Genomic DNA, 23,721 nt, shown 5'->3' on the forward strand with positions numbered 1-23,721 from the left:
CCGCCACAAAGGACGGAGGGCAACGTCGTCGGTCATGCCGAACGGGTACGGCGCAGTCGGATCAACGCCAGTCTTCAGGCGGATCAGTGTCGTCGTGTTCGATAGTCACAGCTTCCGAACGATCGTCAGCCGCAGCCTTTTTCGCCGCTTCACGCATCTCGATACCGTCGGACACCCAGTCACCGATCTCGCGCGTCACGTCTCGAACTGCCCCGGCGATGATCATCGCGATGGAGCCCACGTGGTTGGCTGCACTTTCGGTCAGTTCCTGGACCGTGTCCTTGCGGCGTTCGAATTTCCCGACCATCAGTGTGTGCCTCTCAGGCTGCTGTTCGCTGGCGCTCGACGATAACACCGGGAGGGGTCTTCGACTTGACCAAACCGGGCGGAAGAGCGAGCTTGAAGATCTTGCCCCACACCGAACCGATCTGCTTGAAGAACCCACCGGTGTTGTACGGCAAACCGTACTTCCCACACAATTCTTTCACCTGGAGAGCGAGTTCCGGATAACGATGCGCAGGCAGGTCCGGGAACAGGTGGTGCTCGATCTGGTGCGAGAGGTTGCCGGACATGATGTGGAAGAGCGGGCTTCCCTCGATGTTGGCACTGCCGAGCATCTGCCGCACATACCACTGACCGCGAGTCTCGTCCGCCGTCTCGTCCTCGGTGAAGCTCTGGACGCCGGTGGGGAAATGGCCACAGAAGATGATCGAGTAGGTCCACACGTTCCGGACCAGATTGGCGGTGACGTTCCCCGCGAGAGTGGTCACGAACAGCGGCCCCGTGAGAACCGGGAAGATGACGTAGTCCTTGAGGACCTGCTTGCCGGCCTTGTTCCACCAACCCTTGAGTAGCGGCTTGACGTCGTGCCACTTGCGTTTACCTTGGATGACGTTCTCGATCTCGAGGTCGTGCATCATCACCCCCCACTCGAACAGCATCATCAACGCAAAAGCCCAGACCGGATTACCGAGGTAATAGGGGTTCCACTTCTGCGCGTCGTCGATACGCAGGATGCCGTATCCGATGTCGCGGTCTTTGCCGAGAATGTTGGTGTACGTGTGGTGCATGTAGTTGTGCGAGTGGCGCCACTGGTCGGCCGGGCACACCGTATCCCATTCGAAGACTTCGGAATTGAGCCCGGGCTCACGCATCCAGTCGTATTGACCGTGCATGACGTTGTGGCCGATCTCCATGTTGTCGAGGATCTTGGACACGCTCAATGCACCGACCGCCGCGAGCCACACCGGAGGTAGGAAGCCGAGGTACATCAAGCCGCGACCCGCGACCTCGAAACCACGCTGCGCCTTGATGATTTTGTAGATGTACTCCCGATCCTCAGCACCGAGTGAGGCGACGGTGCGATCACGCAGTGCGTCCAACTCGCGGCCGATCTCCTCGACCTGCTCGTACGTCAGGACAACAGGAGCGTCGTTCTTCGCATCGGAACCGTTGCCGAGGAAAGGGAGCGTGGGAAGTGAAAGTCCAAACATGTCGGTCTCCAGACAGTCGTGAGGGAAATGGGACTTCAGATGTCGACGGTGACGTCGCCGACGGGAGCGCTGACGCACAGTTGGATCTTCTTGTCCGGCTCGTCGTCGGTCTCACCGGTGCGCACGTTGCGGGTACGACCCGCCTTCTTGACGGAGGTGCAGGAGAAGCAGATTCCCATCCGGCATCCGTATTCGGGATTAAGGCCCGCAGCTTCCGCTTGTTCGAGCAGTGTTTCGCCGGAGTTCTCGGCCGCCACTCCACTTTTGGTGAATGACACCTCACCGCCGGCCTCACCTGGCTCGGCCACCGCGGGTGCGAATTCCTCGGTATTGAGCAAGTGCTCGACGTCGACCTCACGGAAAACCTCGCGCACTCCTCGCATCAGTCCGGGAGGCCCACAGAGATAAGCCTGGGCATCGACCGTTTCCGGATCAGCGATCCACGGGGCCACCGCGTCGAGGTGACCACGGTCGAAGAAACCTTCGAGATCACCTCCACCGCTTTCGGTGTACACGAGTACCAGTTTCACGTTCGAGTTCTGTTCGGCGATGGTTTTCAGGGCGCGCGTGTACGCCACGTCGGCATCGGTGTTCGCGTAGTGCACGAACACGATCTCGCCCGAATGCTCCTCGTCCACGAGCGTCCGCAGCATCGACATCACCGGGGTGATTCCACTGCCACCACTGATCAACAACACTCGACGCGGGCGGTCGACCGGGAGGGAGAACACCCCGTCTGCCTGCGAAAGACTGACTACAAGTCCCGGCACAGCGTTGGCGTACAGATACCGCGACACCAATCCACCCGGATGAGCCTTCACGGTCAGCTCGATCAGCCCGTTTCGCGTAGTCGCGCCCCCGGCCGGCGAGTAGCAGCGAGTGTGACGAACACCGTCGATCACCACGCCCAACTGCACGAACTGGCCCGCCTGAAAACCCCGCCACTGGCGAGTCGGACGCAGCGTCAGAGTGACGGAGTCAGCGGTCGGATGGTCGACGGCGACAACCTGCGCGCGGATGTCACGAACGGTCGCCATCGGGTTGACCAACTCGAGGTACCGGTCGATCTGATGTGGAGCAGCCATGGCTTCGATCAGTCCCACCAAGGACAGTCCGCGCCGAGCTGTGGGCTTCGGTGTCGTGTTCTCAGGAGCAGATGCGATTGTCATGACCCTCCTCGTGTTTCGATTGCCGGGTAAATCGTTTGCCGGGCTGGCTTCCCCGACTGCGTGAATTCAGTGTACAAATGTTCACCGAAGATAGTGTGACAGGTGCACACAAGTACATGTCAACAAGAATGTGACCCGGGTTACATGAGTTGCCGAAAGGAGCCGGGATGCCTGTACCTACACTCGACGTCGTGACGAAGGCCGGACCGGTGAACCCAGAGAACAGGGAACCCGACAACAAGGAACCGGAAAGCCGTGCCGCCAAAAAGGAGCGCACGCGCCAATCCCTCTTGGACACGGCAATGGATCTCTCGGCCGACCGAGGCTTCGCCGGAATCAGCTTGCGAGAGGTCGCCAGGGAAGCCGGAATCGTTCCGACCGCGTTCTATCGCCACTTCGCTTCCCTGGAAGATCTCGGCGTTGTCCTCGTCGAGGAAAGCATGCGCATGTTGCGTCAGATGCTGCGCGACGCCAGGCGCAACCCCAGCACCAAGGACGCCACTACGTCACTGGGCATCCTTGTGCGACAGGTACATACGCACGAACGACAGTTTCGGTTCCTCTGCCGTGAACGCTACAGCGGCGTCAGCGAGGTGCGACGCGCGATAGCCACCGAAATGCGGTTGTTCGTCAGCGAATTGACCCTCGATCTGTCCAGAACTACCGGACTCGAAAGCTGGTCGTCTCACGATCTGGAAATGGCCGCCGATCTGATCGTCTCGACGATGTTCGGTGCCGTCGTCGAACTCTTGGACGCCGGAACTGCCGGACATCGCGACGAAGCCGCCGTCATCACACGAGCAAAGAAGCAGCTGCGAATCATCATGCTCGGAATGGCCAACTGGAATCCACCTCGAAACTGACCTCGGGTTCACTTTTTCGACGTACGGTGAGAGTCATGTCTTCCACGAGTACATTCGAAATCCCCGTTGGCGACCTCACCTTCGACGTACTGATCTCAGGCCCGGACGACGGTATTCCACTGGTCGCGCTGCACGGATTCCCGGAGAGCGCCGCATCCTGGGGAAAGGTCACGCCCCTACTGACCGCTGCGGGATACCGCGTGATCGCACCGAATCAGCGCGGATACTCCGCCGGCGCACGCCCGGAAGGTGTGGATGCCTACCGCATTGAGCACCTGGTAGCCGACGTCGTCGGATTGCTCGACGCACTCGGTCTGCCAGACGCACATCTTGTCGGCCACGATTGGGGTTCGGCGGTCGCCTGGCAGGTCGCCGGCCGCCATCCGAACCGGATCCGCAGCCTGACCGCGATCTCGGTCCCCCACCCCACAGCTTTCGGCTGGGCACTACGCGAGGACGAGGACCAGAAGCAACGCTCGTCGTACATCGGCCTTCTCCGACAGGAGGGAAAGGCCGAGGAAGTGTTGTCGGAGGACAACTTCCGCCGGCTGCGCGCCATGTTCGACGGCCAGGTCGATCCTGAATTCGCCGACGAGCACATTCGTGTCCTGAGCGGCGAGGGCGCGCTGACCGGCGCCTTGAACTGGTACCGCGCGATGACGCGCGATTTCGGCGACATCGATCGCACCACGGTGCCGACCACGTACGTCTGGAGCACCGGCGATTCGGCGCTCGGCCGGGCAGGCGCAGAGCGCTGCGGTGAATTCGTGGACGCGCCCTACGAGTTCGTCGTGCTCGAAGGCGGAAGCCACTGGGTCCCGGAAGAGCGAGCCGAAGAGTTGGCCGAGGCCATCCTCGCACGTGCGGGATCCTGACCGTCGCGAAGAATTCGGCTCTATGTATGTTGTCATACATAGAGCCGAATTGATTCCACCACCAGGAGTTCTGCGATGACCGAGACCGTTGCACCACCCCATCCTTTTGACGCTGCTGTCGGCTTGGCGTCGCTCACCGCCGGTTTGTCGACCGGTGAAACCAATGCGGCGTACAACAACATGGTCGGGCCGTTCGGCGGCGTCACCGCTGCCACGTTGCTCGAATCCGTACTGAAGCACCCCGAACGCCTCGGCGATCCGCTGTCGTTGACCGTCAACTTTGCCGGTCCGATCGCCGAGGGTGCGTTCGAGATCTCCGCCCGCCCGGTGCGCACCAACCGCTCGACGCAGCACTGGTCGATCGAACTGTCGCAGGACGGAACCGTCGCCACCACCGCGACGGCAGTGTTCGGCACCAGGCGTGAAACCTGGTCGTCGACCGAGATCACGATGCCGGAGGTCCCGTCGGCCGAAGACGTTGCGTTACTGCCGTTCCCCGAGTTCATCGCCTGGGCACAGAACTACGAGATGCGGTTTGTCGAAGGTGCGATCCCCGACCTGGAGTCGGGCGAGCACCCCGACTCGACTACGACGCTCTGGGTGCGAGATCAGCCGGCTCGCGCTCTCGACTTCACGTCGCTGACCGCACTGTGCGATGTCTTCTTCCCGCGAGTTTTCTTGCGCCGAGGCAAGATGGCACCGGCCGGAACGGTCTCGATGACCATCTACTTCCACGCCGACGCTCCGACGCTGACCGAACAGGCAGACAATTCCGTCCTGGGAACCGCGCGGACTCAGCGGTTCGGCAACGGGTACTTCGATCAGTCGGCCGAAATTTGGGGCAGTGACGGCGCATTGCTTGCTACGACACACCAGTTGGTCTACTTCAAGGATTGACGGGCAGCGCACTGTCCCCTTCCGGCGCCTTCACCATCGACAATGCGGCAAGGCCGACGCCGAGAACCACCAGCAGTCCGATAATGCCGGCGCGGTCGGCGCCGAAGATCCATGCGAACAGGCCGAACAGTGTCGGCGCCAAGAACGACACTGCTCGGCCTGTGGTCGCATACAGGCCGAACATCTGACCTTCACGCCCCGGCGGGGTGATGCGCGCCAAGAACGTTCGTGCCGAAGACTGAGCGGGCCCGACGAACAGGCAGAGCGCGAGACCAAAGATCCAGAACATCACCGGCCCTGACACCACGATTAGTATCGAGCCGACCACGATCATCGACGCCAGCGAGACAGTGATGACCTGTTTGGGTCCGATCCGATCATCGAAGCGTCCGGCCACCAAGGCGCCGATTGCGGAAATCACGTTGGCGGCAACACCGAACAGCAGGACGTCGGCAGCACTGATTCCGTAGACGTTGACAGCCAACACGGCTCCGAAGGTGAACACGCCCGCCAGACCGTCACGAAAGAGTGCGCTCGCGATCAGGTACCAGATCGTGCGCCTGTCGACGGTCCAGAGTTCGCGCAGATCGCGCCACAACACCCGATAGGAATCGAGGAATCCGGCTTTCGACGCTCCCGGATCGACCGCGGGACTGGGCAACTCGGGAACCTTGAAGAACACCGGGATCGCAAAAACCGCGAACCATACTGCGGCCAACAATGCCACCATCCGGATGTTCATGCCGCCGTCGGTGGCCAATCCCAGGAATCCCCGAGTGTCGCCGTCGCCGACGATGAACCCGAAGTAACACAGCAACAGCAGCACGATCCCGCCGAAATATCCCATGGCCCAGCCGAAGCCGGAAACTCTACCCAGATTCTCCGGTGTCGACACCTGCCGCATCATGGCGTTGTACGGAACGCCGGCAAGCTCGAAGATCACCGAACCGATTGCGAGCAGAACCAATCCGAGCCATAGGTAACGGTAGTTGTCTTCGACCAAGTAGAGGCCCGCCATCGAGAGCACGGTGATGCCGGTAAGTATCGCGAGCGAGAGTTTGCGTTTACCCGACGCATCGAAGCGCTGTCCGGTGATCGGGGCGAGTACCGCGATGAAGAAGCCGGCAATTCCGAGAGCCCAACTGAGCCACGTAGTTGCCGAAATCGTGCCGGGCAGGTCGTCGCCGACCGCGTCGGTGAGATACACCGAGAAGACGAACGTGAGGATCACAGCGTTGAATGCGGCCGATCCCCAATCCCACAGCCCCCACGCGAACACTTGACTCTTCGTGGCCGCACCACCGATGCCTGCGGGTGGCTCGGCCTGGGTACTCGTGGACTCGGCGCTCATACGGCGAAGCCTAACTGTGCGCAGGCGACTCGGCGCCTCTCTCCGAGGTCGACATACAGGACGTTCTATGCACCCGAGTTAGTACGCACTTAGTTGCATACACACCTGAGTGCATAGATACTTTTAACATGGCACTCGAACATGCGTTGCTCGTCTCCCTTTCCGAACAGGATGCGTCGGGATACGACCTCACACGCCGGTTCGACAAGTCGATCGGCTTCTTCCACAGCGCGACGCACCAGCAGATCTACCGAGTCCTCAAGCGAATGGACGAGGCCGGCTGGGTCGAGGTGGAGGCCATTGCGCAGGACGGCCGACCGGACAAGAAGATGTACCGCGTCAGCGACGCCGGCCGCGCCGAACTGACCCGATGGATCGCCGAGCCGTCCGAACCGAACCACCTGCGCAACGAGTTGGCCATCAAGATCAGGGCCGCAGCGCACGCCGATCTTCCCGCTCTACGACGCGAAGTCGCTCGCCACCGCGACGGCCACGCCGCCCGCCTCGACGTCTACCGGCTCATCGAGAAGCGTGACTTCCCCGATCCAGCAGCACTTTCCGGCTCTTCGCTGCACCAGTACCTCGTACTTCGCGGCGGCATCCGCGTCGAAGAAGGCTTCACCGACTGGTGCCAAGAAGTTCTGGACGCATTGCCCACTGGCGAGCCCGCCACCGAAGCCACTGGCGAGTACGCCACGGAAGGACATCCCCAGTCATGACGGATACACAGTTCCCCCGCCTGCTCGAGCCGCTCGACCTCGGATTCACGACGCTGAAGAACCGCGTCGTCATGGGGTCGATCCACACCGGCCTCGAGGATCGCGCGAAGGACACCGATCGCTTGGCCGAGTACTTCGCCGAACGAGCACGTGGCGGTGTCGGCTTGATCATCACCGGCGGCTACGCGCCGAACCGCACCGGTTGGCTCTTGCCCTTCGGTGCCAAGCTGACCAATCGCGTCGAAGCACGCCGTCACCGCCGGATCACCAAGGCGGTTCACGACGCGGGTGGAAAGATCGCCATGCAGATCCTGCACGCGGGTCGCTACAGTTATCAGCCGTTCAGTGTGTCCGCGTCGTCGATCAAGGCGCCCATCAACCCGTTCCGTCCGCGCAAGCTGACCGGCCGCGGCGTGCGTTGGCAGATCCGCAACTACGTTCGCTGCGCGCGTCTGGCCAAGTCCGCCGGTTACGACGGCGTCGAAATCATGGGCGGTGAGGGCTACTTCATCAACCAGTTCCTCTGCGAGCGCACGAACAAGCGCACCGACCAGTGGGGAGGTAGTTCCGAGAACCGTCGACGCCTTGCTGTCGAAATCGTGCGACGCACACGCAAGGCCATCGGCCCGAACTTCATCATCGTATTCCGGCTGTCGATGGCAGACCTGGTCGAGGGCGGTCAGACCTGGGATGAAATCGTCTCACTGGCAAAGGAAGTCGAATCTGCCGGCGCCACGATCATCAACACCGATATCGGGTGGCACGAGTCACGGGTGCCCACCATCGTCACCTCAGTCCCCCGAGCGGCCTTCGTGGACATCACGAGCAAGCTCGAGAAGCACGTCGACATTCCCGTTGCCGCCTCGAATCGGATCAACATGCCTGAGACCGCAGAAGAAATCCTCAACCGAGGTGACGCACAGTTGATTTCGATGGCAAGGCCGATGCTCGCCGATCCCGACTGGGTCAACAAGGCCGAGCGCGGAGCGTCCGACGAGATCAACACGTGTATCGCCTGCAACCAAGCCTGCCTCGACCACGCCTTCGTACATAAGCAGGTCTCCTGCCTGCTCAACCCGCGCGCGGGCCGCGAGACCACGCTGATCCTCTCCCCCACCCGGCGGACCAAGAACCTCGCCGTCGTCGGTGCCGGCCCCGCCGGACTTTCCGCAGCACTCAACCTTGCTCAGCGTGGTCATTCGGTCACGTTGTTCGAGGCTTCGGACAAGATCGGCGGACAATTCGGGATCGCACAGCTCATTCCCGGCAAAGAAGAGTTCGCCGAAACCATTCGCTACTACACGCGCATGCTGGACGTGGCCGGAGTGACGGTCAAGCTCGAAACCCGCGTTGCACCAGCAGATCTCATCGGCTCCTTCGACGAAGTGGTGGTTGCCACCGGAGTGACACCGCGCGTTCCCAAGATCCCCGGCATCGAGAACCCGAAGGTGCTGACTTACGCCGAGGTCGTCCGAGAGGGCAAGCCGGTCGGTAAGTCCGTCGCCGTCATCGGTGCCGGCGGCATCGGCGTCGACGTCAGTGAATTCCTCACCCACCCGACCTCCCCCACTCTTCATCTGAAGGAGTGGAAGCAGGAATGGGGCGTCACCGAACCCGAAATGGCCCCAGGCGCTCTCACCACTCCGGTACCGGAGCTCTCCGAACGTGAGGTCTACCTGCTCCAACGCAAGCCAGGACGCATCGGCGCCGGCCTCGCGAAGACCACCGGCTGGGTACACCGGGCGGCCCTCAAGAACAAGGGCGTGCACGAACTCTCGGGCGTCAACTACGAGCGCATCGACGACGCCGGACTGCACATCACGTTCGGTGAGAAGCACGAGAAGCCCCGACTCCTCGAGGTCGACACCATCGTCATCTGCGCCGGGCAGGAGTCGGTTCGCGACCTCGTGGACGAATTAACCGTCGCGGGTGTGGTGACCCACATCATCGGCGGCGCGGATGTCGCTGGAGAACTCGACGCCAAGCGTGCCATCGAACAGGGCACACGACTGGCCGCGAAGATCTGACCGGCTACGCTGACTGATCGTGAGCCTGCCGACACCCACAACCACAGCCCGCGCCGTCGTGACCGGCGCCTCCTCCGGCATCGGAGAGGCACTGGCCGCTGATCTGGCATCACGCGGACACTCCCTGATCCTCGTTGCCCGTCGCGGCGAGGTCATGGAGGTCCTCGCCGAGAAGCTTCGTGCCGCGCACGGCGTCGAAGTGGAAGTCCGTGCATCGGACCTCTCCGACAGCGCGGCGCGTGCCGTTCTCGTCGAGGAGCTCGGTGGGCGCGACATCAGCATCCTGTGCAACAACGCCGGCATCGCCACCTTCGGCCCGATCGCCGAGCTGGACCCGGCGTACGAGCGCGACCAGGTCGAGCTCAACGCCGTCGCGGTGCACGACCTCACCCTGGCCGTGCTGCCCGGCATGCTCGCCCGCAAGTCCGGAGCCATCCTGATGGTCGGTTCCGCGGCCGGAAACATGCCGATCCCCAACAACGCGACGTACGCCGCCACGAAGGCGTTCGTGAACACCTTCGCAGAATCGTTGCGAGGTGAACTCAAGGGCACCGGAGTGAACGTCACCCTCCTCGCTCCGGGCCCCGTACGCACCGAAACCCCGGACCCGGCCGAAGCGTCGATCGTCGACAAGCTCGTCCCGGACTTCTTCTGGATCTCGAGCGAGTACACCGCCAAGGTCTCGCTCGACGGCCTGGCCGAGAACAAGATGCGCGTCGTACCAGGCATCTTGAGCAAGGCGATGTCCGTCGCTGGCGGCTACAGCCCCCGCGCCGTCGTGGCGCCCATCGTGGGCACGTTCTACAAGAAGCTCGGCGGCTGATTCACGCAAACTTCTCAGAGCAGGCCATAGCAGACCATATAGTCGGTTAATGGCGATGCGAAGAACACTGGCAGTCGGGGCAATCCTCCTTTTGACCGGAGGGTTGCCCTTACTGCTGCCCACGGCAGCGAATGCATGTTCGTGCGCATCATCGGCTACCCCGGAAGAAGCCGTGAGTGTCTCCAGCACCGTTTTCCTCGGGACTCCGACGGAGAAAACTTCGGACGGGTTCGAGGACACCTACCTGTTCGACGTCAGCCGGGTCTACAAAGGCGATCTGGCATCGGTGACGTCGGTGGGGACACTCGCGAACGGGAACGGTTGTGGCACAAGCTACGTGCTCGGTACCGAGCGGCTGATGTTCGTTTCTGCGCCGTACGACGTCGACGCCGAGCACGAGGGGCACAGCTGCGGGCCGGCTACCGAAACCGGGTTCGACATCCAAGCGGCGGTCGAGTCCGTGTACGGCGCCGGTTACGCCCCGAGTGCCGGCGGAACTCCGTCCGTTGGTGTGTCCGCCGACAGATCGACGGTCCTCGGCGGAACCGTGGCGGTGATATTACTAGCGGCGCTCGGTTGGTTCAGATGGAAGCGGCGGCGAGCACAGTGAGTCGAGCCCGTCAGGGCCGCGTCAACCTCGTTCGGCGGCGCGTCAAGTAAGCGTCAAGACCCGCCCCACCGGTGGTCTTCGGGAGTAAATCTGAAAGTAGCCCGCAACACGGCGGGTCACCTTCAGGAGATCGACGTGACGCTACTCGAAATCTTCCCCTCCCTACGCGGCGCAATGACACCTCGTATGGATCCTGCGTTGTGGCCCATCAGTACTCGCCACGACCACAGCGGGCGTGTCTGCATCGGTGACGTCTCGCTCGAAGAGATCGCGGACCAGTACGGCACGCCGACGTATGTCGTCGACGAGGCTGACGTGCGCCACCGTTGCCGCACGTATCGAGAGATTTTCCCCGATTCGGAGATCGTGTACGCCGGCAAGGCACTGATGATCCGTGCGATGGCCACCTGGGTCTCCGACGAAGGCCTCGGGATCGACGTCTGTTCCGCCGGAGAGCTCTCCATCGCGCTTGCCGCAGGTGTGGATCCGAAACGAATCATCCTGCACGGAAACGCCAAATCGGTTGCCGAACTGAGAACCGCAGTCAACGCGGGTGTCGGCCGGATCGTCCTCGACTCCCCCAGCGAAGCGGTACGTCTTGCGTCGGTGTGCACCCACCCGCAGAAGGTGTTGATCAGAGTCACACCCGGCATCGACATACACGGGCACAAGGCAGTGTCCACGGGCATTTTGGATCAAAAGTTCGGCTTACCAGCGTTTTCCGAAGAACTGGAACGCACGGTATCCGTCGTCGCCAACGCGACGCACCTGCAACTCATCGGCCTGCATTGCCATCTCGGCTCCCAGATCACCGATCCCGAACTCTTCCGCCCCGCGATCGAGACGATGATCGCACAGATGGACGACATACGACGCACGCATCGAATCATCCTCACCGAACTCGATCTCGGCGGTGGCCATGGGATCGCATACGTGCCGGGAGATGCCCAATTGGATCTGACCCGCCTCGCTCACGTCATCGACGAAACTCTCGACGACGCGTGCACCCGAAACCGCTTCCCTCGACCCGAAATCGTGCTCGAGCCTGGCCGAGCGATCGCCGCGCGCGCCGGAGTCACGCTCTATCGCGTACAGAACATCAAGACGATCAGCGGCGGTCGAACCTTCGTTTCCGTCGACGGTGGGATGAGCGACAACCCTCGGGTGTCGTTGTACGACAGCCACTACGACGTCGAATTGGTGAATCGGCATTCGAGCGCACCGCTCCAGGAAGTCACCGTCGCCGGGCGGCACTGCGAATCGGGCGACGAAATCGCCGTCGGAGCAAGGCTTCCCGCCGACCTACATGAAGGTGACCTGTTGGCAGTGCCGTGCACGGGCGCATACCACCACAGCATGGCCTCCACTTACAACAGCGTCGGCAGGCCACCGGTCGTCGCTGTGCTGGGCGGGATTGCGCGGCCGTTGATCAGGCGCGAATCGATCAACGACCTGCTGGCCCGCGAGGTCGGCATCTGACCTCGCGGGCGCCTAAGCCTCAGCGCTTGCGACGGCTACCGGTACCGAAGATATTTCGCGAAATCTCCCGTCCCGCAGCCGAAGCTGCGGACCGTAGGAAACTCTTGACGGCGGAGTTACCCAAGATCTGCTCGGCGATGTTGGGGCCCTCAGGTTCGGCCGGCGGCGGTGGCGGCAGATCGGGCAGCGACGGAAGATCCAGGGACTGATCCGCCGTCGGCGCACCGGCAACCTTCGCCGTCAACTTCTCGTACGCCGACTCGCGGTCGATGGTCTGGCCGTACTTCCGATTCAGCGGACTCGACGACGCGGCCGCCTTGATCGCGTCGTTACCGATGGTGTCCATCAGCGACCGGGGAGGCCGAATCTTGGTCCAAGCCACCGGCGTCGGCGCACCCTTTTCCGAGAGCACGGTCACGATGGCTTCACCGATGCCGAGTGAAGTCAGCGCCTTTTCCAGGTCGTAGTGCTCGGTTTTCGGGTAGGTGCGGACAGTCTTGTTGAGCGCCTTCTGGTCGTCGGGCGTGAACGCACGCAGAGCGTGCTGGACGCGCGCACCCAACTGCGACAGAACCGAATTGGGAACATCGGTCGGAAGCTGCGTGCAGAAGAACACGCCGACGCCCTTCGAGCGAATCAGCTTGACAGTCTGTTCGACCTGCTGCAGGAATGCCTTCGACGCGTCCGCGAACAGAAGGTGCGCCTCGTCGAAGATGAACACCAATTTCGGCTTGTCCAGATCTCCCTCTTCGGGCAGCGTCTGGAACAGATCCGCGAGCACCCACATCAGGAAGGTGGAGAACATCGCCGGACGCGCCGCCTGGGCACCGAGTTCGAACAGCGTGATCACACCGGCACCGCCGACGACCCGCAGAAGGTCCTCGGTTTCGAGTTCCGGTTCACCGAAGAAGGTGTCACCGCCGTCGGCTTCGAGGTTGACCAACGCACGCAGAATAACTCCCGCCGTCGCCGAGGAAACTCCGCCGATACCCTTCAGATCCGCCTTGCCCTCAGCGCTCGTCAGGTGGGCGATGACCGAACGCAGATCCTTGAGGTCCAGCAGGGCCAGGCCCTGAGTGTCGGCCCAGTGGAAGATCAGTCCGAGAGTCGACTCCTGGGTCTCGTTGAGGCCCAACACTTTACTGAGCAGAATCGGCCCGAAACTGGTGATGGTCGCGCGCACCGGGATACCGATTCCGTCGGTACCCAACGACAAGAACTCGACTGGCATCCCCGCGGGAGTCCACGAATCGTCTCCCGTCTCGACTGCGCGAGACTTCATCTTTTCGCTCGGATCTCCCGCCTTCGACAGACCCGAGAGATCGCCCTTGACGTCGGCCATCACCACTGGCACACCCGCGGCGGACAGCTGCTCGGCGATGCCCTGCAACGTCTTGGTCTTGCCGGTACCCGTCGCACCGGCGATCAGACCGTGACGGTTGATCGTCGCCAACGGAATCCGCACCCGCGCGGTGGGATCTGCCACTCCGTCGATCACCACCGAGCCGAGCTCGAGTGCCCGCCCCTCGGATGAGTAGCCCGCCGCGATTTCAGCTGCAGCACCCGAGGGCGTCGCGGCGACGGGGGTGGCTCCTGCGGATGCTTCGGCCTCGGCGACAGCGGCTTCCTTCTCTGCTTCCTCAGCTGCTGCAGCAGCTTCAGCGGCAATCCGAGCGGCTTCGGCAGCGGCGGCCTTTGCAGCTTTCGCCTTCTCCGCCGGCGTCAGCGGCGCGGCTCCGTCCTTCGGATCCACGGTCATCGAAAAGCCCTCCTCGTTGCAATGCGGCGAAGTTCTTGTCATCACCCGAGCGCCGTCCTGCACGCACCCGAGTTTCCACCGCAGACCTTATCCCGCGCCCGCGCGCACTACTGTGTTCCTGGTGCAGGACAAATTGGTATGGATCGATTGTGAAATGACCGGGCTGCGACTCGAGTCGGACAAACTCATCGAGATTGCGGCTCTGGTGACCGACAGCGACTTGAACATCTTGGGCGAAGGTGTGGACATCGTCATCCACGCCGACGACGACGCGTTGGCTGCCATGCCCGACGTCGTGAAGAAGATGCATGCAAAGTCGGGACTGACCGAAGAGGTCCGAAAGTCGACAGTCACCCTGGCCGAGGCGGAGAAAGAAGTGCTCGCGTACATCCGCAAGCACGTTCCCGTCGCCGGTACGGCGCCCTTGGCAGGTAATTCCATCGCCACCGACCGCGGGTTCATCTCACGCGACATGACGGCGCTGGACACCTACCTGCACTACCGGATGATCGATGTCAGCTCCATCAAGGAACTTTCCCGTCGCTGGTACCCGCGAATCTACTTCGGCCAGCCCGAAAAAGGTCTCGCCCACCGAGCGCTCGCCGACATCAAGGAGTCCATCCGCGAACTCAAGTACTACCGCGGCACTGCATTTGTCGCGGCGCCCGGACCGTCGAGCGCGGAGATCGCAGCCGTCGTAGAGGGCTTGGGTCCCGCCTGACCTGCCGATTGGCATACTGACCGACTTTCGCGCTAGTATCTCTTTCGTCAAAGCAGCCGGGTCAAACCGGCGGCCGAGGCAATGGTGGGCGTAGTTCAGTTGGTAGAGCACCAGGTTGTGATCCTGGCTGTCGCGGGTTCGAGTCCCGTCGCTCACCCAAGCGGAACCCCCGAGAATGTCGGAAGACATTTTCGGGGGTTCTTTTGGTTTGTGTCCCACCCCCAATTCCCCTTCCCAGCCGAGTGCCCGGGCCGAGCGAACGTACCTCTCGTCGCCTCAGATAGACCGAAAGCCACTTTCGCTCGCATCGAGGTAGCCGGAAATCATCGCAAATCACCCAGCCGTCGATCACTCGGCTCGCGGACCTGGCTCCCAGACACCCGCTGCGGTCCCCTCACGCACGTGTCGCTCGTATACCGAAACCTTGTCGTGAATGACGTTCAGGTTGTCCTGCATCGCAGCGATCCTGGATCGAATCAACTCCTCATGCGACTGCAAAAGCGAAAGCCGCTCCTTCTCGTTTCCTGGCCCGGACCTGACGAGTGCGGCGAATTCGCGGATAGTGGCGATCGGCATACCCGAGTCTCGGAAGCGATTGCACAACTTCAACCAAGAGACATCGCTTTCGGAGTACACCCGACGCCCACCAGCCGAGCGCGCAACCTCGTGAACGAGCAACTCTTCACGCTCGAAGTAGCGGAGAGAATCGATGCTGATACCGGTCTCGACGGCTACATCACCGATCAAAAGTTCGCGCATTGCCCGGTTACCTTTCCTTGACCTGGAGTGCCCTCCAGATTTTACGTTCGCGGTCATGAATTCCATCCAGCGCAAAATCAACACCGGATTTGCCCGAACCTCCACCGCCGACGACGTACTTTCCGGATTAGATCTGACCGGCACCACCGCACTGGTCACTGGTGGGTACTCCGGGCTCGGATTCGAGATTTCGCGGTCACTTGCTTCGGTCGGCGTGCGAGTTGTAGTTCTTGCCCGCCGACCAGAACAGGCCCGGGGTGCCGTGGCCGACTTTCCGGGCATCGAAGTACGAGCGTGCGACCTGTCGGACCCGAGCAGTGTCAGATCGTGTGCGCGAGAAATGCTCGAATCCCGGATCAGTCCGGCCATCATAATCTGCAATGCGGGAATCATGGCCTGCCCGGAGGTCCGAGTCGGGTCCGACTGGGAATCACAGTTCGCGATCAATCACCTCGGGCACTTTGTACTGGTGAACCTGCTTGCACCTGGCTTGCCTACAAACGGTTCTCGCGTGGTCTCGGTCTCGTCGGCGGGACACTTTCTGTCGGGGGTGCGTTGGGATGACATACATTTCCGCAAGGGTTACGACCGCTGGCTTGCGTATGGTCAGGCCAAGACTGCAAATGCTCTCTTCGCTGTACAGCTCGCGAGCGCCGGTGCTTCACGCGGAATTACTGCTTTCTCCGTCCATCCCGGGAGCATCCTCACTCCCCTTCAACGTCACTTCTCCGCATCGGAGAAACACGATCTCGGATGGACGACGCCGAATGGCGACGCCGTGCCGGGATTCAAGACTCCCGCCCAGGGCGCCGCTACAACAGTGTGGGCGGCGACGGCACCGATACTCGTCGATCACGCCGGCGCGTACCTCCAGGACTGCAACATCGCGGACGTCGCGCAGACCGATGACATGAGCGTCGGCGGCGTGAAGCCTTGGGCCACCGATCCCGACGACGCACTCAGATTGTGGGCGCTGTCCGCTGAGATGACCGGAGTGGACGCCTTCGATCGACGCTGACACCGAGCGAACGTACCTCTCGTCGCCTCAGATAGACCGAGAGGCACTTTCGCTCGCAAAAGGAGTGGCAGATGCAGAATGCCCCCAACCGGACGGTCGGGGGCATTCTGACGTTCAGTGCTTCAGGGACGCGCTCAGACGTCCGCGTTGCCGGTCTTCCAGACACTCCACGGGATGTTCCAGTCACCGAGGCCGTCGGTGCCGGAGAGCGTGCCGCCGACGGTGTTCTTGACCACGACGATGTCCCCGCGCTTGGTGTTGTCGTAGACCCACTTGGCGTTGGACGGGCTCAGGTTGAGGCAGCCATGGCTGGTGTTGGAGTAGCCCTGCTGCCCGACCGACCACGGTGCCGAGTGGAAGAAGATGCCGCTGTAGGACATTCGGGTCGCCCAGTCGACGGGGGTCTTGTAACCCTGAGCGGAGGTGACCGGGACGCCGTACGTGGACGAGTCCATGATCATGTTCGCGAAGCGGTCGCCGATGATGTAGACGCCGTTGTCGGTGGGAGTGCTGTCCTTGCCCATGGAGGTGGGCATGGTCATGACGGTTTCGCCATTTACCTGGAACGTGACCTGCTTGGTGTTGTCGTCCGCCGTGGCGATGACGGCATCACCGATGGTGAAGGAACTCTTCGCGTCTTCCTGCCCGAAGACTCCCTTTCCGAGATTGCGCCCGTACACGTTGACGTTCACGTCGACCTTGGTGCCCGGTGCCCAGTAGTTCTCCGGACGCCAACGGACCTCACGATTGTTGACCCAGTAGAACGCACCTTCGACGGCGGGAGTCGTGGTGACGGTGATCGCGGCCTCGGCAGCCTTGCGATCCGGGATGTTCTCGTCGAACTGCACGGCGATGGGCTGACCGATGCCGACCACGTCGCCCTCGTTCGGCAAGACGTACGGCTTGGTGACGTTGCCGGGCGCGCTGGTGGTGAAGGACGTGACCGTCGTACTGGCGCCGCCCAATCCGTACGCGCGGGCCTCGATCTTGTACTTGCGGTTGTATCCGAGCGGCTCGGTGGTCGTCCACGACGCACCGTCGGCGGTGATAGCGCCGGCAACTGCCTTGCCGTCCTGATTGACCATCGTCACGTCGGACAGGGCACCGTCGGCGACGTTGATCTTGACCGGGTCACCCGGTGAGAAGCCGACAGCCCCGTCTGCGGCGGTCGAGGTGAGCTTCGGCTTGATGAGTTCGGTGAGCGGATTGGAATCGATCGGCGCCGATCCCTCTGTGCTGACGTCCTTGCCACCCGACGTGCACGCGGTCATCAGAACGAGCGCACCGAGTGACGCCGCTATCATCGCCGCGCCCTTCGACGCTCGACCGTTCCCCCCGCGCACGGACAGACCCCACCTTTGACGACTCATCGTTCGACTCCGCTTCACAATTTCTCCGACTAACTTCCGCGTCACATGCGAATCCCACTTACCGGAAGGCAAGTGGGACTTGCGGTATGACTGCGCTACATCAATGATGCCAGGCGCGCTCGTTACCAACGGTCATGAAGGGCCACGCCGTCAGTAACGTTCAAGTATCAATCGCTCCGAACCGTCCGTTTTGTTGCTGCTTGTGGCGGATTTCCTCCGATCGGACTACGGCAGTGAAGCCTCCACCTGGCGATTTGCTCCCGAACCGGCGATTCGGCTAATGTTCTGTCTCGCAAGAGCGAGCGCCTATAGCTCAGTTGGTAGAGCAAGTGACTCTTAATCACTGGGTCCGGGGTTCGAGTCCCTGTGGGCGCACTTGCAAAAGTCCCCACCTTCTTCGGAAGGTGGGGATTTTTCTTTGTGTCGTGGCGAACAGGTTGTGGTGAATAGACTTCACAGTTATCGGAACCACGGCCTGGAGGACTGATGACCGAGCGCGAAACCACATCTGGCAGCGAGCTGGCATTTGCCGGGGTGGCGGGTCAGGCCGCTCTGATCCGGTCCGGAGACTTGTCGGCCCGCGAGCTCACCGAGAACACGCTTCGTCGGATCGAACGCCTCGATACGACGCTCAATGCTTTTGTGCGAGTTCTCGCAGACGAAGCGCTCGACGAGGCGACACGGCTCGATCAGCGCCAGGCCGACGGCCACAGCCTGGGCCCACTGCACGGAGTACCGATCGCGATCAAAGACGAGAACGACGTCGCCGGAACGCCGACGACGTACGGCGGTGCGGCAGCAACTCGCATCGCCTCCACTGACTCGGAGGTCGTTCGCCGTTTGCGCGAGGCCGGCGCGGTGATCGTCGGCAAGACGACGATGCCCGAGTTCGGCATCTGGCCCTTCACCGAGACCGCCGCAAACGGCTACACCAGAAACCCTTGGGACACTGGCGTATCAACCGGCGGATCGAGCGGAGGATCTGCGTCGGCCGTCGCCTCGGGAATGGTCGCGGCGGCGATAGGCGGCGACGGCGGCGGTTCCATTCGATTGCCTTCGGCTTTCTGCGGCCTGTTCGGACTGAAACCGCAGCGTGGCCGGGTGAGCACCGCTCCGAACCGAAACCTCTGGCGCGGACTCGGCACGCTCGGCCCTCTCACTCGTTCCGTGGAGGACAGCGCACTCGTGTACGACGCGATCACCGGCACCACCGGGACCGACGACTACACAGCCGAACCGCTCCGAACCGGCTTTACCGCCTCGGCCGCGACGGCTCCCGGGCCGCTTCGCATCGCGGTGTCCACCCGGAGTCCGGTCCGGGGAGTACGCCCGTCCGCGGAGGTCGTTGCCGCGGTCCACTCAGCCGCAGAGATGTTGAGCGCGTTGGGACATCACGTCGAAGAACACGACCCCGAGTACCCGGATGCAACTGCGGCATTTCTCCCCCAGGTACTCGGCGGCGTCCGCGACGAGGCACTGCGCGTCGATCATCCGGCGCTCCTCGAGAAGCGCACGCGCGCACTCGCGTCCATCGGTCGGATAGCCGCCCCTGCGCGCGTCGGAAAATTCGCATACCGCAAAGGTGAGCGAATTGCAGCGACGGTCAACCAGGTCTTCGACACCTTCGACCTGGTCCTGATGCCGACGACGCCCGCCTTGCCGCGCCCGATCGGACAGTTAGAAGGAACCGGCCTTCTGTCCGCAGTCCGTAAGGCGTTGCCGATCGCCGCCTATTGTTCGATCTGGAATGTCTGCGGCAATCCGGCGGCCGCCGTGCCCGCCGGATTCTCCGAACGCGGACTCCCCCTGAGCGTCCAACTGGTTGCGCGCAGCGGTGGCGAATCGACGATTCTCGCCGTCGCACAGCAGTTGGAACGCACCGTCCGCTGGCCGGATTCGCGCCCGCCATACTCGTGAATTGCAGAAGCGATGTAACCATCGTCACCACGATGAACACGCGTTTTGCAAACTCCTGAGCCTGTCGGCTAATGTTCTGTCTCGCAAGAGCGAGCGCCTATAGCTCAGTTGGTAGAGCAAGTGACTCTTAATCACTGGGTCCGGGGTTCGAGTCCCTGTGGGCGCACTTGCAAGAAGGCCCCCACCTCACGAGGTGGGGGCCTTCTTCATGTTCTGTCTTCGAAAACTCGGGTCAGCGAATGATCTTCCGAACCACGAGTAGCCCCACCACCGAACCGACTGCGATCAGCGCGTACTTCACTGCCGGCTCGTTGAGCTTGGCGAGCACCGTCTTTTTGGTGTTCTCGACCAGCCGTTTCGGGTTGGTGCGGACCGTCAGTTCGTCGAGTGTGCTCGCGAGCTGGTTACGCGCCTTCTCGATCTCGCGCTCGATGCTCTCGGTGTCCCTGGGCACGTGTCCTCCAACTTGTCTGTGTTCTGCTGCTCTGTGTGCGGTCTGCTGTGTGGACGCAGCGCGCCGACACTTCGCTCTACCGTAGAGGAGCAGAATGCCCTCGCGCCCACCTGCCGCGCAATTTGTCGACTAACGTCGATTCCCGTGACCGAGAACAGTAGATTGTCCGCCGGCGACGTCGCGCCGGATTTCACGCTCCCCGACGCCGACGGCAACGAGGTTTCGCTCCACGATTACCGCGGCCGCAAGGTCATCGTGTACTTCTACCCCGCGGCCAGCACCCCGGGATGCACCAAGCAGGCTTGCGACTTCCGCGACAGCCTCGCCGAACTGAACGGCGCCGGCCTCGAGGTCATCGGAATCTCACCGGACAAGCCCGCCAAACTCGCGAAGTTCCGCGATACCGAAGAGCTGACCTTCCCGCTTCTCTCCGATCCCGAGAAGGCGACGCTCGAAGCCTGGGGCGCGTTCGGTGAGAAGAAGATGTACGGCAAGACGGTCCAGGGCGTCATCCGCTCGACGTTCCTCGTCGACGAGGAGGGCAAGATCGAGGTGGCCCAGTACAACGTCCGGGCCACCGGCCACGTCGCCAAGCTACGACGCGATCTGTCGGTCTAACTCCCGTACCTGGTCAAGAACAGCGCTTCCGCGAAAGCGAGATTCTCGATCTCCGACGGGTCGACGCTTTCGTCAGGTGCATGAATGCGGCACTGCGGTTCCTCGACGCCGATCAATGCGATCTCGGCGTCGGGGAACTGCTCGGCCAGTGCACTGCACAGCGGTATCGATCCGCCTTGGCCGGCAAATCCCACTTCGCGGCCGTAGGCATCGGTGAGCGCGGACTTCAGCTGCGCGAAACCTGCCCCCTCCGTCGAGGACGAGAACGGCGATCCCGTCGATTCCGGTACGACCTCGATGTGGACGCCCCACGGCGCCGCTGCCAGGAGGTGGTCGGTCAACAACTTCTGTGCCTGCGCCGGATCCGTGCCGGGCGGGACGCGAAGATTCAGGCGTGCGGACGCGCGTGGCGTGATCGCCGCCGCCGAGCCCACGACCGGCGAGCAGTCGATACCCAGAATGGTCAGCGCCGGCCGAGCCCACACCTGCTCGGCGACCGAACCGGAACCGGTCAGCTGCACACCGTCGAGTACTCCCGCATCGGAGCGGAACTGATCGTCGTCGTAGCTGACCCCGGCCCATTCCTGGTCGTTGATCAAGCCTTCGACTGTGGTGTTTCCGGCGCTGTCGTGCAACGTCGACAGAATGTGCACCAGCGCGGTGATCGCATCGGGCGCCGGCCCACCGAAGACACCGGAGTGAATCTCACCCTCGAGCGTCGACACGTGGACCACCACGTTGGCGATCCCGCGTAGTGATGTCGTGATCGTCGGCTCCCCGACCTCCGTGTTGCCGGTATCGGCGATCAGGATCATGTCTGCCGCGAAGAGTTCCGGCCGCTCGCGCACCAGATCCTCGAGACCGCCGGTGCCCATCTCCTCCGAACCCTCGGCGACGATCATCAGATGCGCGCTCGGATCCACACCGGCAGCGGCAAGCGCTCGCAGCGCCGTCAAATGCATGACGACGTTGCCCTTGCAGTCGGAAGCACCGCGTCCGTACCACCGTCCGTCGCGCTCGGTGAGCGCGAAAGGCGGCGAGCCCCAGAGCTCTTCGTTTCCCGGCGGCTGAACGTCGTAGTGGCAGTACAGCAGAACGGTCGGGGCACCGGCCAGACCTGGTCGACGGCCGACGACCGCGGCCGAACCGTCGGAGGTCTCGATCGCTTCGATATCCGCGAAACCCTGATCACGGAACGCCTCCAGCACCCAATGTGCCGCGGCCGCGCATTCTTCCGGCGGGTACTGCCGTGCATCGGCGACGGACTTCATCGCCACAAGTGCACTCAGATCTTCACGGGCACGCGGCATGAGTTCACGTACCGCGGTTCGCAGTTCTTCCGTCATCGTCTCCCTCTCCTCGGCATCGAATCTCGGTGTGCCCGAAGAATCTCAGTCTGCCCGAATCAGATGAATGGAGTCGGCAGGATCGCCGCTGCGCCACACCGCGCAGCGACCTCTTCGGCTACTGGACAGGTGGTCACCTAGTATCGAGTTGTGGCTACAGCATCGGGACTCGTGTGCGCGCACCTGCGCGGTGCGTTTCGACCGATCACGACCGCCGAAGTAGGTGGCCGATGACACCGGATAACGCACAAGTCCCAAATTCGACAGAAAACACCGATAGCCTGGAAGATGTGCAGCCCACGACTCGTCACCGCGCGCGGCGGCGAGTCGACCCTGCACTGGAAAACCCACAAAGCCTCGAAGAACCACAGGAACTGCTGCCGCGCAAGCGTCCGACGCAAGAGCGCAGCCAGCGTAAATTCGACGCCCTCCTGGCGGCGTCACGTGAACTCCTCACCGACGTCGGATTCGAATCGTTCACCTGTGAAGAAGTCGCGGCACGTGCTGACGTCCCGATTGGGACGCTCTACCAGTTCTTCGCGAACAAGTACGTCATCGTCTGTGAGTTGAACCGCCAGGACCTCGTCGGGGTCCAGCACGAGCTTGCTCAGTTCGGCGGCGAAGTGCCCTCGCTCGACTGGCTGCGGTTCTTGAACAGTTTCGTCGATCACATGGCCGGGCTGTGGACGTCTGATCCGTCGCGCCGCGAAGTCTGGCTGGCGATGCAGTCGACACCGTCCACGCGGGCCACCGGCGTCATTCACGAGAAGCAGTTCGCCGAGACTGTCGCGAAAATGCTGGGTCCGTTGACGCCGCGTACGCGGCGAGATCGTCGCCTGATGATGGCGGAAGTCCTTGTCCACGTGGTGTATTCGATGCTCAATTTCTCGGTTCAGGACGGTCAGTCGCATGCCGACGCCGTCACCGAACTGAAGAGGCTGATGATCGCGTATCTCCTTGTTGCCGAGAAGGAATCGCGCACGAAGGACTAGTCGAACGGCAAAGAGCCGGTCTCCCTTTGGGAGACCGGCTCTTTCGTGTCCGGCGGTGTTACTCCGGTTCGGATTCGATCACCGCGAAAGCTCCGGCCATGTCCCCGTCGTGAGTGAGTGAAATATGAATCTTCACTCCGGTGAGGTGTTTGGCCACGTCACCGCGAAGCCGGATGCCGGGGCGACCCCAGGCGTCCGAGACGACCTCGATCTGATTGTGGATCATCTCCCCCAGCACCGGCGGGCTCGCGAAGAGAGCAGTCGACCAAGCCTTGATCACTGCTTCCTTCGCTGCCCACCGCGCAGCGAAGTGTCGTGCCGGTTCGGAGCTCCGGGTAGCGGCGTCTCGACGCTCGCCCGGTGTGAAGTTGTCGAGCATTGCCGTTCCCGGCCTGTTCAATTGCTCGGCGAACTCCGACACCGTCACGAGGTCGAAGCCGATACCCAGAACTCCCATACCG

23 protein-coding genes and 3 tRNA genes are annotated in these 23,721 nt (G+C 62.4%); 16 read left to right on the plus strand and 10 right to left on the minus strand.

What is annotated here, in order from left to right; all coding sequences use genetic code 11:
* Positions 1–61: 61 nt before the first annotated feature.
* The 3 genes from ACSW29_RS28740 to ACSW29_RS28750 are packed head-to-tail and all read right to left on the minus strand — an operon-like array spanning position 62 to position 2,662.
* Positions 62–307 (minus strand): hypothetical protein, encoded by a 246-nt coding sequence (locus ACSW29_RS28740; RefSeq protein ID WP_317829187.1) that lies wholly within the window; start codon positions 305–307, stop codon positions 62–64.
* Between the two features lie 13 nt (positions 308–320).
* Complete coding sequence (locus ACSW29_RS28745; RefSeq protein ID WP_448278918.1) at positions 321–1,493, minus strand: fatty acid desaturase family protein; 1,173 nt, start codon at positions 1,491–1,493, stop codon at positions 321–323.
* A gap of 35 nt (positions 1,494–1,528) precedes the next feature.
* Positions 1,529–2,662 (minus strand): ferredoxin reductase, encoded by a 1,134-nt coding sequence (locus ACSW29_RS28750; protein WP_448278919.1) that lies wholly within the window; start codon positions 2,660–2,662, stop codon positions 1,529–1,531.
* A gap of 167 nt (positions 2,663–2,829) precedes the next feature.
* On the opposite strand from ACSW29_RS28750, the gene ACSW29_RS28755 reads away from it, so the two are divergent.
* From ACSW29_RS28755 to ACSW29_RS28765, 3 genes are all read left to right on the plus strand, one after another.
* Positions 2,830–3,525, plus strand: coding sequence for a TetR family transcriptional regulator (locus ACSW29_RS28755; RefSeq protein ID WP_230814058.1), 696 nt, complete (start codon positions 2,830–2,832; stop codon positions 3,523–3,525).
* 35 nt (positions 3,526–3,560) lie between these two features.
* On the plus strand, positions 3,561–4,400 hold the full coding sequence (locus ACSW29_RS28760) for an alpha/beta fold hydrolase (protein WP_317829190.1): 840 nt from the start codon (positions 3,561–3,563) through the stop codon (positions 4,398–4,400).
* A 75-nt stretch (positions 4,401–4,475) separates the two neighbouring features.
* Positions 4,476–5,297, plus strand: a complete 822-nt coding sequence (locus ACSW29_RS28765) for an acyl-CoA thioesterase (RefSeq protein ID WP_317829191.1) — start codon at positions 4,476–4,478, stop codon at positions 5,295–5,297.
* On the opposite strand, the gene ACSW29_RS28770 is transcribed toward ACSW29_RS28765, so the two are convergent.
* Positions 5,287–6,648, minus strand: a complete 1,362-nt coding sequence (locus tag ACSW29_RS28770; protein ID WP_448278920.1) for an MFS transporter — start codon at positions 6,646–6,648, stop codon at positions 5,287–5,289. The two genes, ACSW29_RS28765 and ACSW29_RS28770, sit on opposite strands and share 11 nt — an antisense overlap.
* A 128-nt stretch (positions 6,649–6,776) precedes the next feature.
* Between ACSW29_RS28770 and ACSW29_RS28775 the strand changes: the two genes are divergently transcribed.
* The 5 genes from ACSW29_RS28775 to lysA all read left to right on the plus strand — a co-directional run bounded on the left by ACSW29_RS28775 (position 6,777) and on the right by lysA (position 12,306).
* Positions 6,777–7,367: a PadR family transcriptional regulator gene (locus ACSW29_RS28775; RefSeq protein ID WP_347874139.1), complete on the plus strand. Its 591-nt coding sequence runs from the start codon at positions 6,777–6,779 to the stop codon at positions 7,365–7,367.
* Positions 7,364–9,394 carry an FAD-dependent oxidoreductase gene (locus ACSW29_RS28780; RefSeq protein ID WP_448278921.1) on the plus strand — a complete coding sequence of 677 codons (2,031 nt, stop codon included), beginning with the start codon at positions 7,364–7,366 and terminating at the stop codon, positions 9,392–9,394. The genes ACSW29_RS28775 and ACSW29_RS28780 overlap by 4 nt, the downstream gene beginning before the upstream one ends.
* 19 nt (positions 9,395–9,413) lie before the next feature.
* Positions 9,414–10,217 carry a mycolate reductase gene (gene cmrA, locus ACSW29_RS28785; RefSeq protein WP_019749133.1) on the plus strand — a complete coding sequence of 268 codons (804 nt, stop codon included), beginning with the start codon at positions 9,414–9,416 and terminating at the stop codon, positions 10,215–10,217.
* A gap of 172 nt (positions 10,218–10,389) precedes the next feature.
* A complete protein-coding gene (locus ACSW29_RS28790; protein ID WP_448278922.1) occupies positions 10,390–10,827 on the plus strand; it encodes a hypothetical protein in 438 nt (145 codons plus the stop codon).
* A gap of 135 nt (positions 10,828–10,962) precedes the next feature.
* On the plus strand, positions 10,963–12,306 hold the full coding sequence (gene lysA / locus ACSW29_RS28795) for a diaminopimelate decarboxylase (protein WP_448278923.1): 1,344 nt from the start codon (positions 10,963–10,965) through the stop codon (positions 12,304–12,306).
* A gap of 19 nt (positions 12,307–12,325) precedes the next feature.
* On the opposite strand, the gene ACSW29_RS28800 is transcribed toward lysA, so the two are convergent.
* Entirely contained in the window at positions 12,326–14,065 is a 1,740-nt protein-coding gene (locus tag ACSW29_RS28800; RefSeq protein WP_448278924.1) for a helicase HerA-like domain-containing protein, read from the minus strand.
* Positions 14,066–14,186: 121 nt separating this feature from the next.
* On the opposite strand from ACSW29_RS28800, the gene orn reads away from it, so the two are divergent.
* Positions 14,187–14,786, plus strand: coding sequence for an oligoribonuclease (gene orn / locus ACSW29_RS28805; protein WP_024487359.1), 600 nt, complete (start codon positions 14,187–14,189; stop codon positions 14,784–14,786).
* 84 nt (positions 14,787–14,870) lie between these two features.
* Positions 14,871–14,943: transfer RNA gene (locus tag ACSW29_RS28810), tRNA-His, on the plus strand.
* Positions 14,944–15,134: 191 nt separating this feature from the next.
* On the opposite strand, the gene ACSW29_RS28815 is transcribed toward ACSW29_RS28810, so the two are convergent.
* Positions 15,135–15,545: a MerR family transcriptional regulator gene (locus tag ACSW29_RS28815; protein ID WP_448278925.1), complete on the minus strand. Its 411-nt coding sequence runs from the start codon at positions 15,543–15,545 to the stop codon at positions 15,135–15,137.
* 55 nt (positions 15,546–15,600) lie between these two features.
* On the opposite strand from ACSW29_RS28815, the gene ACSW29_RS28820 reads away from it, so the two are divergent.
* A complete protein-coding gene (locus ACSW29_RS28820) occupies positions 15,601–16,563 on the plus strand; it encodes an oxidoreductase (protein ID WP_317829199.1) in 963 nt (320 codons plus the stop codon).
* A gap of 134 nt (positions 16,564–16,697) precedes the next feature.
* On the opposite strand, the gene ACSW29_RS28825 is transcribed toward ACSW29_RS28820, so the two are convergent.
* Positions 16,698–17,867 (minus strand): L,D-transpeptidase, encoded by a 1,170-nt coding sequence (locus tag ACSW29_RS28825; protein ID WP_448278958.1) that lies wholly within the window; start codon positions 17,865–17,867, stop codon positions 16,698–16,700.
* A gap of 368 nt (positions 17,868–18,235) precedes the next feature.
* Here ACSW29_RS28825 and ACSW29_RS28830 point away from each other — a divergent pair.
* The 3 genes from ACSW29_RS28830 (at position 18,236) to ACSW29_RS28840 (ending at position 20,016) form a co-directional block, all read left to right on the plus strand.
* Positions 18,236–18,308 (plus strand) — tRNA-Lys (locus ACSW29_RS28830).
* 111 nt (positions 18,309–18,419) lie between these two features.
* Complete coding sequence (locus ACSW29_RS28835) at positions 18,420–19,850, plus strand: amidase (protein ID WP_317829201.1); 1,431 nt, start codon at positions 18,420–18,422, stop codon at positions 19,848–19,850.
* Between the two features lie 93 nt (positions 19,851–19,943).
* A tRNA-Lys gene (locus tag ACSW29_RS28840) sits at positions 19,944–20,016 on the plus strand.
* A gap of 66 nt (positions 20,017–20,082) precedes the next feature.
* Here ACSW29_RS28840 and ACSW29_RS28845 read toward each other — a convergent pair.
* Positions 20,083–20,304: a DUF3618 domain-containing protein gene (locus ACSW29_RS28845; RefSeq protein ID WP_003945299.1), complete on the minus strand. Its 222-nt coding sequence runs from the start codon at positions 20,302–20,304 to the stop codon at positions 20,083–20,085.
* A 144-nt stretch (positions 20,305–20,448) separates the two neighbouring features.
* Here ACSW29_RS28845 and bcp point away from each other — a divergent pair, with 144 nt between their 5' ends.
* Entirely contained in the window at positions 20,449–20,922 is a 474-nt protein-coding gene (gene bcp / locus ACSW29_RS28850) for a thioredoxin-dependent thiol peroxidase (RefSeq protein ID WP_007733290.1), read from the plus strand.
* Here bcp and ACSW29_RS28855 read toward each other — a convergent pair.
* Positions 20,919–22,268 (minus strand): M20/M25/M40 family metallo-hydrolase, encoded by a 1,350-nt coding sequence (locus tag ACSW29_RS28855; protein WP_448278926.1) that lies wholly within the window; start codon positions 22,266–22,268, stop codon positions 20,919–20,921. The genes bcp and ACSW29_RS28855 overlap by 4 nt on opposite strands.
* A 290-nt stretch (positions 22,269–22,558) precedes the next feature.
* Between ACSW29_RS28855 and ACSW29_RS28860 the strand changes: the two genes are divergently transcribed.
* Positions 22,559–23,260 (plus strand): TetR family transcriptional regulator, encoded by a 702-nt coding sequence (locus ACSW29_RS28860; RefSeq protein ID WP_230814073.1) that lies wholly within the window; start codon positions 22,559–22,561, stop codon positions 23,258–23,260.
* Positions 23,261–23,318: 58 nt separating this feature from the next.
* On the opposite strand, the gene acpS is transcribed toward ACSW29_RS28860, so the two are convergent.
* Positions 23,319–23,717, minus strand: a complete 399-nt coding sequence (acpS, locus tag ACSW29_RS28865; RefSeq protein WP_230814074.1) for a holo-ACP synthase AcpS — start codon at positions 23,715–23,717, stop codon at positions 23,319–23,321.
* Between the last annotated feature and the right edge of the window lie 4 nt (positions 23,718–23,721).

The sequence above is a fragment of the Rhodococcus sp. GB-02 genome, assembly GCF_053470465.1.

Bases quoted from the DNA above. Each gene is read 5' to 3' on its own strand.
- ACSW29_RS28835 (WP_317829201.1), top strand. From the start codon at position 18,420: ATGACCGAGCGCGAAACCACATCTGGCAGCGAGCTGGCATTTGCCGGG.
- ACSW29_RS28825 (WP_448278958.1), bottom strand. From the start codon at position 17,867: ATGATAGCGGCGTCACTCGGTGCGCTCGTTCTGATGACCGCGTGCACG.
- ACSW29_RS28815 (WP_448278925.1), bottom strand. From the start codon at position 15,545: ATGCGCGAACTTTTGATCGGTGATGTAGCCGTCGAGACCGGTATCAGC.
- ACSW29_RS28780 (WP_448278921.1), top strand. From the start codon at position 7,364: ATGACGGATACACAGTTCCCCCGCCTGCTCGAGCCGCTCGACCTCGGA.
- ACSW29_RS28855 (WP_448278926.1), bottom strand. From the start codon at position 22,268: ATGACGGAAGAACTGCGAACCGCGGTACGTGAACTCATGCCGCGTGCC.
- ACSW29_RS28775 (WP_347874139.1), top strand. From the start codon at position 6,777: ATGGCACTCGAACATGCGTTGCTCGTCTCCCTTTCCGAACAGGATGCG.
- ACSW29_RS28770 (WP_448278920.1), bottom strand. From the start codon at position 6,648: ATGAGCGCCGAGTCCACGAGTACCCAGGCCGAGCCACCCGCAGGCATC.
- ACSW29_RS28750 (WP_448278919.1), bottom strand. From the start codon at position 2,662: ATGACAATCGCATCTGCTCCTGAGAACACGACACCGAAGCCCACAGCT.
- ACSW29_RS28820 (WP_317829199.1), top strand. From the start codon at position 15,601: ATGAATTCCATCCAGCGCAAAATCAACACCGGATTTGCCCGAACCTCC.
- ACSW29_RS28740 (WP_317829187.1), bottom strand. From the start codon at position 307: ATGGTCGGGAAATTCGAACGCCGCAAGGACACGGTCCAGGAACTGACC.
- ACSW29_RS28765 (WP_317829191.1), top strand. From the start codon at position 4,476: ATGACCGAGACCGTTGCACCACCCCATCCTTTTGACGCTGCTGTCGGC.
- ACSW29_RS28755 (WP_230814058.1), top strand. From the start codon at position 2,830: ATGCCTGTACCTACACTCGACGTCGTGACGAAGGCCGGACCGGTGAAC.
- acpS (WP_230814074.1), bottom strand. From the start codon at position 23,717: ATGGGAGTTCTGGGTATCGGCTTCGACCTCGTGACGGTGTCGGAGTTC.
- ACSW29_RS28800 (WP_448278924.1), bottom strand. From the start codon at position 14,065: ATGACCGTGGATCCGAAGGACGGAGCCGCGCCGCTGACGCCGGCGGAG.
- ACSW29_RS28760 (WP_317829190.1), top strand. From the start codon at position 3,561: ATGTCTTCCACGAGTACATTCGAAATCCCCGTTGGCGACCTCACCTTC.
- ACSW29_RS28745 (WP_448278918.1), bottom strand. From the start codon at position 1,493: ATGTTTGGACTTTCACTTCCCACGCTCCCTTTCCTCGGCAACGGTTCC.